The organism is uncultured Bacteroides sp., assembly GCF_910585845.1.
In the GTDB taxonomy this organism is placed as follows: Bacteria; Bacteroidota; Bacteroidia; order Bacteroidales; family Bacteroidaceae; genus Bacteroides.
The window spans coordinates 59852-73306 of the sequence record NZ_CAJUHF010000008.1 but is presented as its reverse complement, the minus strand read 5'-3'; the positions used below and the strand labels follow the sequence as shown (position 1 = coordinate 73306).

The 13455-nt window shown below is 46.0% G+C and carries 11 protein-coding genes; 5 read left to right on the top strand and 6 right to left on the bottom strand.

Going from position 1 to position 13455, the window contains the following annotated elements; all coding sequences use genetic code 11:
- The first annotated feature begins 321 nt into the window (after positions 1 to 321).
- From QZ323_RS04070 to QZ323_RS04050, 5 genes are all read left to right on the top strand, one after another.
- Positions 322 to 1674, top strand: coding sequence for an outer membrane beta-barrel protein (locus QZ323_RS04070; RefSeq protein ID WP_294633021.1), 1353 nt, complete (start codon positions 322 to 324; stop codon positions 1672 to 1674).
- A gap of 261 nt (positions 1675 to 1935) precedes the next feature.
- Complete coding sequence (locus QZ323_RS04065; RefSeq protein WP_294633019.1) at positions 1936 to 2616, top strand: queuosine precursor transporter; 681 nt, start codon at positions 1936 to 1938, stop codon at positions 2614 to 2616.
- Between the two features lie 3 nt (positions 2617 to 2619).
- Positions 2620 to 3273 carry a 7-cyano-7-deazaguanine synthase QueC gene (gene queC, locus QZ323_RS04060; protein ID WP_294633017.1) on the top strand — a complete coding sequence of 218 codons (654 nt, stop codon included), beginning with the start codon at positions 2620 to 2622 and terminating at the stop codon, positions 3271 to 3273.
- A gap of 18 nt (positions 3274 to 3291) precedes the next feature.
- Positions 3292 to 3747 (top strand): preQ(1) synthase, encoded by a 456-nt coding sequence (queF, locus tag QZ323_RS04055; protein WP_294633065.1) that lies wholly within the window; start codon positions 3292 to 3294, stop codon positions 3745 to 3747.
- A 238-nt stretch (positions 3748 to 3985) separates the two neighbouring features.
- Positions 3986 to 8029, top strand: coding sequence for a two-component regulator propeller domain-containing protein (locus tag QZ323_RS04050; RefSeq protein ID WP_294633014.1), 4044 nt, complete (start codon positions 3986 to 3988; stop codon positions 8027 to 8029).
- Between the two features lie 274 nt (positions 8030 to 8303).
- On the opposite strand, the gene QZ323_RS04045 is transcribed toward QZ323_RS04050, so the two are convergent.
- The 6 genes from QZ323_RS04045 to QZ323_RS04020 all read right to left on the bottom strand — a co-directional run bounded on the left by QZ323_RS04045 (position 8304) and on the right by QZ323_RS04020 (position 13235).
- Positions 8304 to 8846 carry a 2-oxoacid:acceptor oxidoreductase family protein gene (locus QZ323_RS04045; RefSeq protein ID WP_294633012.1) on the bottom strand — a complete coding sequence of 181 codons (543 nt, stop codon included), beginning with the start codon at positions 8844 to 8846 and terminating at the stop codon, positions 8304 to 8306.
- A gap of 98 nt (positions 8847 to 8944) precedes the next feature.
- Positions 8945 to 9706 (bottom strand): thiamine pyrophosphate-dependent enzyme, encoded by a 762-nt coding sequence (locus QZ323_RS04040; protein ID WP_294633011.1) that lies wholly within the window; start codon positions 9704 to 9706, stop codon positions 8945 to 8947.
- Positions 9707 to 10028: 322 nt separating this feature from the next.
- On the bottom strand, positions 10029 to 11114 hold the full coding sequence (locus QZ323_RS04035) for a 3-methyl-2-oxobutanoate dehydrogenase subunit VorB (protein ID WP_294633010.1): 1086 nt from the start codon (positions 11112 to 11114) through the stop codon (positions 10029 to 10031).
- Positions 11115 to 11133: 19 nt separating this feature from the next.
- Positions 11134 to 11361: a 4Fe-4S binding protein gene (locus QZ323_RS04030; protein WP_294633009.1), complete on the bottom strand. Its 228-nt coding sequence runs from the start codon at positions 11359 to 11361 to the stop codon at positions 11134 to 11136.
- Positions 11362 to 11382: 21 nt separating this feature from the next.
- Positions 11383 to 11661: a tetratricopeptide repeat protein gene (locus QZ323_RS04025; protein ID WP_294633007.1), complete on the bottom strand. Its 279-nt coding sequence runs from the start codon at positions 11659 to 11661 to the stop codon at positions 11383 to 11385.
- A gap of 170 nt (positions 11662 to 11831) precedes the next feature.
- Positions 11832 to 13235, bottom strand: coding sequence for a glycoside hydrolase family 28 protein (locus QZ323_RS04020; protein ID WP_294633006.1), 1404 nt, complete (start codon positions 13233 to 13235; stop codon positions 11832 to 11834).
- Positions 13236 to 13455 lie beyond the last annotated feature (220 nt).

The window sequence follows — 13455 nt, the reverse complement described above, 5'->3', positions numbered from 1 at the left end:
AAAGCTGTCAGGTGAAACGGAATCGGATTCATACATGGACTGAATTATAGTGCAATATTACGAAAAACGAGACACAAACCTTGACTTTTGGCTGTTATTTTTATCTAAAAGCGTAGTGGGGTTGTCTGTGTCGGTAAAAAAGCGGGGATATTTTGAGGGAGATTGGCGGGTATATAGCCTTTTTCTTTATATAAGTTTCATTAGAAACAGTTTCTTTTCCAATTAAAATCGGGATGCCACGAATCTTTTTTGCATAAAATAGTTTTTAAAGTGCAATATTGTTGTACCTTTGTGCCCGTAAATAATTAAATAAAGACTTAGATGAGAAAAAATTTCTTGATTAGCTTTTTGCTGCTAATTGTTTCAATTCCAACTTTTGCAGGAGGATTGCTGACCAATACCAATCAGCATGCCGCTTTTCTTCGTATGTTATCTCGTGGCGCAACAACCGAAATAGATGGGGCATTGTCCAACCCTGCCGGGTTAGCGTTCTTGCCGAATGACGGTTTTCATATGGCTCTCAGCATTCAGAGCGCGTTTCAAACGAGGGATATCGATGCAAACTTTTCAATTTATAATGGATTTGCTATGAATGACGGAAAACAGCCGACACCAACAACAGAACCATTCAATAAGTATTATGAGGGAAAAGCTGCTGCACCAATTATTCCAAGTGTGTTTGCTGCTTATAGAAAGGGCGATTGGACTATTTCTGGTTTCTTTGCCATTACCGGTGGAGGTGGAAAGGCTTCATTTGATGATGGGCTTCCTTTTTTTGAATCGACTGCCATGGTAAGTATTTTTCAAGAAGGTATAGAAAAAGGAATGGTGATTACTCCTGATAAGTATAAAATAAACAGCGCTATGGATGGAAAACAGTATATTTATTCTGTACAATTGGGATTGACTTATAAGATAAATAAGTGGCTCTCTGCCTTTGCTGGTGGTCGTATGAATTATTTTGTAGGAGGTTATAAAGGCTTTTTGGATGCGAAGATGGGCGATGTGAATTTGCTGCCTTTGGCTTTGGATTGTGACCAAACAGGTTGGGGGCTTACTCCTGTGATAGGTGTGGATATGAAGTGGAAAAAACTGAATTTTGGTGCTAAATATGAATTCCGGACTAATATGAATATTGAAAATAAAACCAATCGATTGGAGTATCCTGATAAAGCAGAAAGTTTAGTTGGTGCTTATAAGGATGGTGTGAATACTCCGAACGATATTCCTTCCTTGCTCTCCGTAGCTGTCGCATACGAATTTCTTCCGGTACTGAGAGCATCTGTAGAATATCATTTCTATGACGATAAAAATGCGGGAATGGCCGAAGGTAAACAGAAGTTCCTGACCAAAGGCACAAACGAGTATTTGGCAGGTATTGAGTGGGACGTGACCAAACGACTGACGGTGAGCTGTGGTGCGCAGATCACAGACTACGGACTGTCCGACAACTATCAGCGGGATACCAGTTTCTCTTGCGATTCTTATACTTTGGGCTTGGGTGCGAAGTTGAAGTTGAGCGAGAGAGCCAATCTGAACGTAGGCTACATGTGGACAAACTACGATGACTATACAATGACCACAGACAATTACAATGCTACCGGACTGGGCGGGACAAACGTATATAGCCGTACCAATAAGGTGTTCGGACTTAGCCTCGACTACCGCTTCTGATAGGATGGCGAGTATGTCATAATCCACTACGGAACGATACAGATTACCACAGATTTTCCTTTAGAATATTGATAATCAATAAGGAAATCTGTGGTAATTTGCGTAATTTGTGGTGGATACTATTGGGAGAAATCTTGAAGGACGGGTGGATAAAGTTTGCACAAGAAAAAAACTTATTGTAACTTTGCCGCTGAATTACCCATGTATGATGCCGCGAATAGCGGTCGTGTATTCTAGAACACCACGTAAAAAACAGGAGTTATGAAGCAAAAAGTATCTGTATCTTTTATGCTGCTGGGCATTTTGTTTAATGTTTGCCTGATTGCAGCCAATCTTCTTGAAACGAAAGTTATTCAGGTGTGTGGCATCACCGTCACCGCAGGACTGCTCGTTTTTCCCGTTTCCTATATCATCAACGATTGCATAGCCGAAGTGTGGGGCTTCCGTAAGGCGCGTCTCATCATTTGGAGCGGTTTTGCGATGAACTTCTTTGTAGTTATGCTGGGCTTGGTGGCCGTAGCCCTTCCCGCCGCACCTTTTTGGGAGGGGGAAGCCCATTTCAATTTTGTCTTCGGCATGGCACCGCGCATCGTTGTGGCAAGTTTGGCGGCATTTTTGGTAGGTTCGTTCCTGAATGCCTACGTTATGAGCCGCATGAAGGTGGCGAGTGGCGGTCGGCATTTCTCTGCCCGTGCGATTTGGTCGACGGTGGTAGGGGAGACGGCTGACTCTCTGATATTCTTTCCCGTAGCCTTCGGCGGTGTGATAGCATGGCATGAGTTGCTGCTGATGATGTGCGTGCAGATTGTGCTGAAATCCATGTACGAAGTTTTGATCCTGCCGGTTACCATCCGCGTCGTATCGACTATCAAACGCATCGATGGCAGCGATGTCTTCGATGATAATGTCTCCTACAATATATTGAAAATTAAAGATATTTAAACAATGGATAAAGAAACAGCATTAGTCGTATTCAGTGGCGGGCAAGATTCTACCACTTGCCTGTTTTGGGCGAAGCGTAAATTTAAGAAAGTGTTCGCTTTGAGTTTTCTCTATGGGCAGAAACATCAAAAAGAGGTGGAACTGGCACGTGAAATAGCCCGCAAGGCAGATGTGGAGTTTGAAGTGATGGATGTCTCTTTCATAGGCGAACTGGGGCATAATTCCCTTACGGACACTTCCTTGGCTATGGACCAGGAAAAACCGGAAGGTAGTTTTCCGAATACCTTTGTACCGGGGCGTAACCTCTTCTTCTTGAGCATTGCTGCCGTTTACGCCCGCGAACGGGGCATCAGTCACATCGTGACGGGAGTGTCGCAGACTGACTTCAGCGGATATCCCGATTGTCGGGACGCGTTTATCAAATCCCTCAATGTGACGTTGAATCTGGCTATGGACGAACAGTTCGTGATCCACACCCCGCTGATGTGGATTGACAAGGCGGAAACGTGGCGTCTGGCAGACGAATTGGGTGTGCTCGATTTGGTCAGGAATGATACGCTGACCTGTTACAATGGCATTCAGGGCGATGGATGCGGACATTGTCCGGCATGCAAGTTGCGCCGCGAAGGATTAGTGAAATATTTGAATAGTAAATGATATATTGTTATGGCAGATATGGCAGAACTGAAAGACCAGCTTTCCCTTTTGGGAAGAAAGACAGAATATAAACAGAATTATGCTCCCGAAGTATTGGAAGCTTTCGACAACAAGCATCCCGAAAACGATTATTGGGTACGTTTCAATTGTCCGGAGTTCACTAGCCTGTGTCCCATCACCGGCCAGCCGGATTTCGCGGAAATCCGCATCAGCTATATTCCGGACATCAAGATGGTGGAAAGCAAAAGCCTGAAACTCTATCTTTTCAGTTTTCGCAATCATGGTGCTTTCCATGAAGATTGTGTCAACATCATCATGAAAGACCTCATCCGGCTGATGGCTCCCAAGTATATCGAGGTTACAGGGATTTTCACCCCACGTGGAGGTATCTCTATCTATCCGTATGCCAACTATGGGCGTCCCGGTACCAAGTACGCGGCAATGGCGGAACAAAGATTAATGAATAGGGAGTAAGAAGACAGACAGAGGATGGGATGACAGGGCGGTTATCCATTCTGGCAAGGGAAAGAGAGTGGGATATACAGAATTTTTTTTAGAAGTGTGGCAATGTATATTCCTTTTTTATGTACTTTCGCATAATTAATCTTGTATTTTATATTTTTCCCTTAGGACATCAGGTATCTTCCGATGCCTGAATCCTCTAGGATGATAACACGAACGAATTGTAATGGACAGGAGAAGATCCCATTTAATGAGAAATATCTTCATGCTGTTTACCCTACTTGTGTCCTTTGCGCAGGTAGGTGTATCTCAGACGTATAAATACCTGAGCATGGAAGATGGGTTGAGTAGTCAGAAAGTTTACCGCATCCTGAAAGATTCTTTGGGATATATGTGGTTTCTTACACAAGAGGGTGCTGACCGCTATGACGGAAAGGAAATCAAGCATTATGTACTGACTGACAAAGGTCGCAAACTGAATATGCAGTTCAATCTGAACTGGCTCTATTTGTCTTCCGACGGTGTTTTGTGGAGTGTAGGCCGCAAAGGCCGCATATTCCGTTACCTGCCAGAGAAAGACCGTTTTGAGCAGGTTTATATGCCTCCTTTGCCCGAAAAAGGGATTACTTCGCCAAACGTTACTTATAGTTACATGGATCGCGCCGGATGTATCTGGCTTTGTAGCAAAGACCATATCGCACTGTTCAATACGCATACAGAAAAAGTAACCTTATTGAAAAGCACTATAGAAAGCAATATTACTTCTATCGAACAAATTGACGCGTCGAATTTCTTTGTCGGTACGGAGACCGGATTATATCGTGTCGTATTGGATGAGGAAAATGCTATCCTGACCAATTCGTCTGCCTATAATTTCCACATGCCGGTGAGCGAGCTTTTCTTCTCTGCTTCTCTGAAGAAACTATTTGTAGGGACTTTCAAGCAGGGAATATGGGTCTACAAGCTGGATTCTTCTATGGAGGTCTGTTCGGATGGGACACTCAACGACGTGAATGTCAAAAGAATAGTGCCCTTCGGCGAAAAAGAAGTGTTGATTGCTACCGATGGCAAAGGTATCTACCGCATGAGTGTGGATTCCTGCCATGCTGTTCCTTATATCGTAGCCGACTATACGATTCATAACGGGATGAATGGTGACAACATCAATGACGTATATGTGGATGGCGAGGGACGCATTTGGATTGCCAATTATCCCAGTGGCATTACGGTTCGTGACAATCGTTATGGCGGATATCGTTGGACTCGTCATTCTGTGGGGAACCGACAATCGTTGGTCAACAATCAGGTGCACGATGTCATCGAAGACAGCGATGGCGATCTATGGTTTGGCACAAGCAACGGAATCAGCCTGTATAAGTTTGCTACGGGTGAATGGCACTCTTTCCTCAGTACGTTCGACTATGAGCTGGAAGACAAGAATCACATCTTCCTTACACTGTGTGAAATCTCTCCTGGCATCATTCTTGCCGGTGGCTTCACTTCGGGACTTTATCAGATAAACAAGCGTACCCTGACGGTGGATTATATCGCTTCCTCGCGTTTTTTCCAACTCGATCTGCGTCCCGACCAGTACATACGCGACATCAAGAAAGATTCGGAAGGTAATATTTGGTCGGGTGGTTTCTATAACTTGAAACGCATTGACCTCACAGGACAGAAGTTCCGTCTCTATCCGGGGCTGAGTTCCATTACTTGCATTCAGGAGAGAGACCGCTCTTCCATGTGGATCGGCACTTCTATGGGATTGTATTTACTTGATAAAGATTCCGGTAAATATAGTAGTATAGACCTTCCGGTGGAGGCTCTGCATATTTGCGCCTTGTATCAGGGAAAAGATGGCGTGCTGTACATTGGTACCAGCGGTTCCGGCTTGCTGCTCTACGATCCTAAGGAGAAAGCCTTTGCCCAATACGATATGGATAACTGTGCACTTATATCCAACAATATCTATACGATTCTTCCCAAGCCGGACGGAGACTTGCTGCTTAGCACAGAGAACGGCATCGTGTACTTTTCACCTCGTGAGATGTCTTTCAACAACTGGACTCGCGAACAGGGGCTTATGAGTGTTTGTTTTAATCCCGGTTCCGGAATTTTGCATAGCAGCGGCCGTTTTATCTTGGGCAGTAACGATGGTGTCATCGGTTTCCCGTCGGATATGCGTATTCCGGTTTCGTCTGGCTCTCCCATGATTTTCAGCGACCTGAACATTTCCTATCAGGCAATGTACCCCGGTGAAGAAGGATCGCCTTTGGAGACGGATATCAATAAGACAGAGGTCTTGCGGCTTGACTATGAGCAGAACACCTTCTCTCTGAGAGTCTCTACGATCAATTTCGATTACCCCTCCAATGTGTTGTATTCTTGGAAACTGGAAGGGTTCTACAACGAATGGACCGCTCCTTCGTCCGACGGGTTGATACGTTTTACGAATATTCCGTCAGGTAAATATGTGCTTCGTGTGCGTTCAGTGTCCAACGAGGAGAAGTACAAGAGCTATGACCAGCGCGATATAGTGATCATCATAGCCTCTCCCTTATGGGCTACTCCGTGGGCCATAGCCGGTTATATCATACTGGCACTGCTTTTGTGCGCCATCTTGTTCCGTATCGTTATTTTGAGGAAACAGAAACAGACATCGGAGGAAAAGGCACGTTTCTTTATCAACACTGCCCACGATATCCGCACTCCTCTGACGCTGATCAAAGCTCCGTTAGAGGAACTTCGCAATGGCGATATGGTGAACGAAGAGGGCAAGGACCATGTGAATATGGCATTGCGGAACGTGGATGTATTGTTGCGGTTGACTACCAATCTGATTAATTTCGAGCGTATAGACACTTATTCGTCGCGCTTGTATGTATCAGAGTATGAATTGGGAGCCTATATGTCGGGCATTTGTGAGACATTTTGCTCATACGCGCGTGTCAAGCATATCCGGTTGGATTACAAAGACAATCTGAACTATCTGAATGTCTGGTTTGATAAGGATAAGATGGATTCTATTCTGAAGAATATCCTGTCGAATGCTATGAAATACACGCCGGAGCATGGAAGCATCCACGTCTCTGCAACCGAATGTGGAGATGATTGGTGCATTGAAGTGAAAGATACAGGGATCGGTATTCCGCACAATGAGCAAAAGGGATTGTTCCATTCTTATTTCCGGGGAAGTAATGCCATTAACCTGAAGGTAAGCGGCAGTGGCATCGGCTTGGCTTTGGTGCATCGGTTGGTGCGGCTGCATGGCGGCAAAATCTCTATAGAAAGTATGGCAGAGCAGGGTACGTTGGTGCGCCTTGTGTTTCCCAAGGGGAACCGGCATTTCCCGAAGTCCAGCATCATTTCGTCTGCCACTGAGCCTGCCGTCACGTTGTCCGAGCCGGTATTTCCTGTCTCTCCGACAGTGGTACACAAGCAGAATTCAACCTCTTCCCAGCGTCTTCTTATCGTGGAAGACAATGACGACTTGCGTATTTATCTGACAAACACGCTTGGCGAAGATTATCAGGTGCAGTCCTGCCTGAATGGAAAAGAGGCACTTGAAATTTTGCCTGAGTTCAAACCGGATCTTGTCTTGTCGGATATCATGATGCCTGAGATGTCGGGTGATGAATTGTGTGCAGCCATTAAGGGCAATATTGATACCTCTCATATTCCGGTACTTCTTCTGACTGCATTGGGCGACGAAAAGAATATGTTGGAAGGACTGAAAATCGGTGCGGACGACTATATGGCTAAACCTTTCAGCATCAATCTGCTGAAGGCGAGCATCAGCCGCCTGATTGCCAACCGTCGCTTGCTGTACAAGAAGTTTGGCAGTTCGGACTTTGAGAACGAGAAATGGCCGAAGGGTTGCCGAGATACTCTCGACTGGAAGTTTATCTCTTCGGTAAGGGAGAGTGTGGAGAAGAATATGGCTGATCCGGACTTTACGGTAGATACGCTTTGTGCACTCCATCACATGAGCCGTAGCAGTTTCTACAATAAGCTGAAAACGTTGACAAATTATTCTCCGGCAGACTATGTGCGTCTCATCCGCATGCAGAGTGCCGCCCGTTTGCTGAAAGAAGGAGGACATACCATCACTGAAATAGCGGATATGACCGGTTTCTGTGATGCAAAATATTTCAGGGAAGTATTCCGGAAACACTTTGGAGTCTCTCCGACAGAGTATAAAACAAAAGGACAGCCGGAGAAAACCGTCACAGAAAAACCGGAGAAGACCATCACAAAAAAAGAGGCGTCTGAAGAGGGAAAGCCTGAGTTATAACACAGCTCTTTCATTCGCAGGAGTGAGCGGGAGTTATCAGCCGGCCAGTCGGTTTCGGAGGTAAAGCTAATACTTATAAATGAGTAGAGCCTGTTTAAATTTTCTTTAAAAAGAAGGCTGAACAAAATTTAAACAGGCTCTAATAATACGAGGGTGTGTCATAATGCCCAAATTGAAAGAATCCCCCTGTCACTGAAGCTATTTGTAGCAGGGGTATTTTCTCAAAAAAAGGAGTTTTGACACATCCTCATCTTGTTTATTGTCCTTTATGAAATCAGACTTCTCTGATTAATTCCATTCCTTTCTTGATTGCTTCTTCATTCATCGGAATCAAGTGATGATGGCGTTCGGGAAGTGTCTTTTTCAGTCCTTTGAGCACGCTATCCAACTTGACCATCGGTTTTAGTTTCAGCAGTCCTCCCAGAACAATCATGTTGAATGCTTTGGCGTTGTTCATTTCATTGGCTGCATCCATGGCGTCAATGCGGTATACCTTGATGTCTTTGCGCGTTGGCGGGTTGATGATTCCATATCCGTCATAAATCAGGATACCTCCCGGCTTTACTTTGCTTTCGAACTTCTCCAAAGAAGGCTGGTTCAGTATGATGGCAGCATCGTATTTGCTCAAGATGGGGGAGGAGATTTTCTCATCACTCACAATCACCGTTACGTTTGCCGTACCGCCGCGTTGCTCCGGCCCGTAGGCGGGCATCCAGCTTACTTCTTTGTTCTCCATCAGCCCGGAATAGGCTAAAATCTTTCCCATGGACAATACGCCCTGGCCGCCGAAGCCTGCTATAATGATTTCTTCTTTCATTGTTTTTTCTTTTAGTCGGCGAGGTAATGGCTGGCAAGTCGGGAAGAAGAGGCATCTTCCGTGTCGGCCAGTTTCCTCGTTTCTGTGTTAACACTGATTTATCTGTCTTTCAAGTCGCCTAAAGGATAGAATGGGAACATGTGTTCTTCCATCCATTTGTTGGCTTTGTCAGGTGTCATTTTCCAGCCGGAGTTACACGTCGAAACGATCTCTACCAGGTTGGAACCTTTCCCCTCCATCGAGTTTTCAAACGCTTTACGGATGGCTTTCTTAGCCTTGCGAATGGCGCTGACGGTATGCACGCTCTGTCGGGTCACATAGGCCGTTCCTTCCAGTTGGGCTGCAATATCTGCCATTTTCAGGGGGTAACCGTGCAGATGTACATCGCGTCCGTAGGGGCAAGTTGCTGTCTTTTGTCCGACAAGGGTGGTGGGCGCCATCTGTCCGCCTGTCATTCCGTAGATGGCATTATTGATGAAGATGATGGTGATGTTCTCACCGCGGTTCAGAGCGTGGATGGTTTCGGCTGTACCGATGCATGCCAAGTCGCCGTCTCCCTGATAGGTGAATACCAAGCGGTCCGGCCAAAGGCGTTTGATGGCACTGGCAAGTGCCGGTGCGCGTCCGTGGGCAGCTTCTTGCCAGTCGATGTCCAGATAGTTATAGATGAACACGGCACATCCTACGGGGGAAATGCCTATTGCTTTATTTTCCATGCCCATTTCTTCGATCACTTCGGCTATCAGCTTGTGTACCACACCGTGGCTGCATCCCGGACAGTAGTGCATGGGATTATCGTTCATCAGAGTCGGTTTCTTATAAACCAGATTCTCAGGTTTGATAATATCTTCTTTTGTCATATTTTTAGTTCTTTAGTTTTTTAGTTCTTTAGTTTTTTAGTTGGCGGGTTATGAATTCATCAACTTGCAAATTCACCATCTCATCATCTCATCAACTCACAAACTCATCCTCTCACCAACTCACCAACTTACAAACTCATTAACTTACCAACTCACCTATTGGTGAACCGTATAAAAAACTCCATGAGTTTTATGAATATCGCTGCTCCGCAGACATAGATGAATAACTTGAAATCATCTTTTGCTACAAAATATACGATGATCGCTGCCAAGGCAAGTATCATGAAGAGTATATTCAGTATGTTTCTTATCTTATCTGGGTTCATTGCTGGATTATTTTTTCTTTCAGGGCACTTACTATTTCATCGGGATCGGGTACGATACCACCGAGGCGTCCGAAGTGTTCTACTTTTACTTTTCCGTTCACAGCGAGGCGTACGTCTTCAATCATCTGTCCTGCGTTCAGTTCGGTCACCAACATACCTTTCACCTTGTCGGCGTATGAGGCGATGGCTTGGGTCGGGAATGGCCAAAGGGTGATGGGACGCAGAATGCCGACTTTGATACCCTCTTCGCGTGCCAGTTCCATGGCCTTTTGGCCGATACGTGCCATTGAGCCGAAGGCGATGATCAGATAGTCGGCATCTTCGCAGTTGATTTCTTCGAAGCGGACTTCGTTCTCTTCTATCAGCTTGTATTTGGCTTGGAAACGGATGTTGTTCTTTTCCATCTCTTCCGGTTTCAGTTCCAAGGAAGTGATGATGTTGGGTTTCCGTCCGTTTGTCCTTCCGGTGGTGGCCCACGGGCATTGTTCTATGATTTCTTCGTTGGTGCGGCGTGACCTTTGCGGGGGCAGGATTACTTTTTCCATCATCTGCCCGATGACTCCATCAGCAAGGATGATGGCGGGGTTACGGTATTTGAAGGCAAGGTCGAAGGCCAAGCCTACGAAGTCCGCCATTTCTTGTACGGAAGCGGGGGCAAGGGCTATCAGGCGGTAGTCGCCGTGTCCTCCGCCTTTGACGGTCTGGAAATAATCAGCTTGGCTTGGCTGTATGGTTCCGAGACCGGGACCGCCACGCATTACATTGACAATCAGACAGGGCAGTTCAGCACCTGCAAGGTAGGAGATACCTTCCTGTTTCAGGCTGACACCGGGGCTGGAGGATGACGTCATTACCATTTTTCCACTTCCGGCACCGCCGTACACCATATTAATTGCTGCCACTTCACTTTCTGCCTGCAATACCACCATGCCGGTCGTTTCCCAGGGTTTCAGTTCGGCAAGAGTTTCCAACACTTCCGATTGTGGAGTAATCGGATAACCGAAGTATCCGTCTGCTCCGCAGCGGATGGCTGCATGGGCGATGGCTTCGTTTCCTTTCATTAATACAACTTCTTCTGCCATATTATACTGTTTTACAGGTTTATTCTACTTTTACTTTATAAACAGAGATACATCCGTCCGGGCAAACCTGGGCGCACGACGAACAGCCGTTGCAGGTATCTTCCAGTATTTGGTGGGCATAGTTATACCCCTTTACGTTCACCTCTTTTGTGAGGGCGATTACGTGCAGCGGACAGGCTACTGCGCACAGGTTGCAGCCTTTACACCGTTCGGTGTCCACTACGATTGCTCCTTTGATCTTTGCCATAATTCACGTTACTTTTATATGTTATTGATTGTACATATCTTTATTGTAGAAATTCAGGATATCCATTACCATACGGTGAGCCTCTCGGGCGGGACTGTCCGGATTGAGGTCGATGGCATATTGGTAGTTGTTTAGGGCTTGCTGCCAGTTCCCTTGTTTGCGGTAGGCATTTCCGCGGAGATAGAAGGCTTCATCCCGCTTGACAGAGGTAGCGGTTGCCAGATATTCGTCAAGCAATTGGATGGCTTTGGTCACATTTCCTTGGCCGATAAGCTCTTTGATTGTATTCAGTTGCTCCATATCGTATTGAATTCCGGATTATCAAAATACAAAGATAGTTTTTATTTGGAGACAACAAACATGTATTCTGTGAAAAATGAGAAAAAGTAGAAAGTAGAAAGCCCGGAGTGTGATGATGAACTGTCTGGATATCACAACTCCGGGCTTGTTTTATGATAAAAGTGGTTTGCTTATTTTACGAGTTTTCCGTTTATATAGAGGTTTTTGAATGTTACGTCTTTGGCGCCTTTGATGTCGTTTCCATCTTTGGCAACGTTATTGAAACGGGAGTCTTCGACACTGACGTTATATACTTGGTCATCATTGTCAAGTCCGATGATGAGTACACCAAGTTGGCTTTTTTCGCAAGTCACATTTTTTAGGTGAACGTTGCGGACGGTAGGGGTGAAGCCTCGGTTGCACTTCTCGCGGTTTTCGTATTGCAGGTTGATGCGGAGTACAGCTTCGCGGCATTGACCTACGGTGATGTTGCGTACAAATACATTCTCGATGATTCCACCGCGGCATGTGCTGGTCTTGATGCGGATGACACGGTCCAGGTCGGGGCTGTCCATGCGGCAGTTCTCCACGTACAAGTTGCGGTATCCGCCGGAGATTTCACTGCCGATGACTACACCTCCGTGGCCATTCTTCATGAAACAGTTGCGCACGATGATGTTTTCGCTGGGGATGTTCCATTTGCGACCGTCGGCGTTGCGTCCCGATTTGATGGCGATGCAGTCGTCGCCTGTGTCGAAGGTACAATTCTCAATCAGTACGTTCTTGCATGATTCAGGGTCGCAACCGTCTCCGTTGGGACCTCGGTTGTAGACCTTCACGCCCCGCACGATGAGGCTTTCGCAAAGCAGTGGGTGGATAACCCAGAAGGGGGAATTCAGTAAGGTTACGTCCTCTATCAGTACAGTATTGCATGAATACAAATTAATGAGTTGTGGGCGCATGCCGTCTTCGGGTGTCATCACGCGTTTGTAGATGGGAGTGGAGGTTTCGCCATACATCAGCAGGCGGTCGCGTCCGCCGTTGCGCTGTGCCACCATGCCTTCTTTCCAGCCGTAGCGGGGAGCACCGCACATGGGCCACCAAGTGTCATTGGAGCCTTGTCCGTCGATAGTGCCTTTGCCGGTGATGGCGATGTTGGTTTCACCGTATGCATAGATCAGCGGATGGGCATTATAACAGTCCAATCCTTCCCATCGGGTGATGACGCCTGGAAAGTAAAGGCTCTGGTCGGTTGAGAATTTCAACACGGCACCTTCTTCTATATGGAAGTTGACATTGCTTTTCAGTGTAATCGGACCGGTATGGAAAGTTCCTTTCGGCACGATGACAGTACCGCCTCCGTTCAGGCTGCAAGTGACGATGGCGCGGTTTATTTCGTCGTGGCAAGGATTGTCCGGAGTGTCGGGTTGGGCGCCGAAGTCCGTGATGAGGTACGTTTGTTTGGGAAAGGATGTCTTTTTGATTTGTTTCTCAATTCGGGAACTTTCTTTGAATGCCTTGTCGAAGTCTATCGGGTTGGCCGTGGCCACGATGGTCAACAGAAGCAGGGAAAGGATGCTTAATGCTCTTTTCATGGTTATTCTTTTTTTTGAATTTAATAGGGTTATTGTATGATGGTTGCAAAAGTACGGAAAGCTATAAGAAAATAGGATGAGTTTTTGACTGAAAAGGTGTATTATTTGATTGAATCGGTTGGAATTACATCATGGCTTTCTATAAAAACATAGAATGCACACCTTCCTTTGCATTAGAGTGGATAATGCGTTGCCTTAAACAACATAAGAGAATATCAAG

Bases quoted from the DNA above. Each gene is read 5' to 3' on its own strand.
- QZ323_RS04070 (WP_294633021.1), top strand. From the start codon at position 322: ATGAGAAAAAATTTCTTGATTAGCTTTTTGCTGCTAATTGTTTCAATT.
- QZ323_RS04030 (WP_294633009.1), bottom strand. From the start codon at position 11,361: ATGGCAAAGATCAAAGGAGCAATCGTAGTGGACACCGAACGGTGTAAA.
- QZ323_RS04020 (WP_294633006.1), bottom strand. From the start codon at position 13,235: ATGAAAAGAGCATTAAGCATCCTTTCCCTGCTTCTGTTGACCATCGTG.
- QZ323_RS04065 (WP_294633019.1), top strand. From the start codon at position 1,936: ATGAAGCAAAAAGTATCTGTATCTTTTATGCTGCTGGGCATTTTGTTT.
- QZ323_RS04025 (WP_294633007.1), bottom strand. From the start codon at position 11,661: ATGGAGCAACTGAATACAATCAAAGAGCTTATCGGCCAAGGAAATGTG.
- QZ323_RS04050 (WP_294633014.1), top strand. From the start codon at position 3,986: ATGAGAAATATCTTCATGCTGTTTACCCTACTTGTGTCCTTTGCGCAG.
- QZ323_RS04045 (WP_294633012.1), bottom strand. From the start codon at position 8,846: ATGAAAGAAGAAATCATTATAGCAGGCTTCGGCGGCCAGGGCGTATTG.
- QZ323_RS04035 (WP_294633010.1), bottom strand. From the start codon at position 11,114: ATGGCAGAAGAAGTTGTATTAATGAAAGGAAACGAAGCCATCGCCCAT.
- queC (WP_294633017.1), top strand. From the start codon at position 2,620: ATGGATAAAGAAACAGCATTAGTCGTATTCAGTGGCGGGCAAGATTCT.
- QZ323_RS04040 (WP_294633011.1), bottom strand. From the start codon at position 9,706: ATGACAAAAGAAGATATTATCAAACCTGAGAATCTGGTTTATAAGAAA.
- queF (WP_294633065.1), top strand. From the start codon at position 3,292: ATGGCAGAACTGAAAGACCAGCTTTCCCTTTTGGGAAGAAAGACAGAA.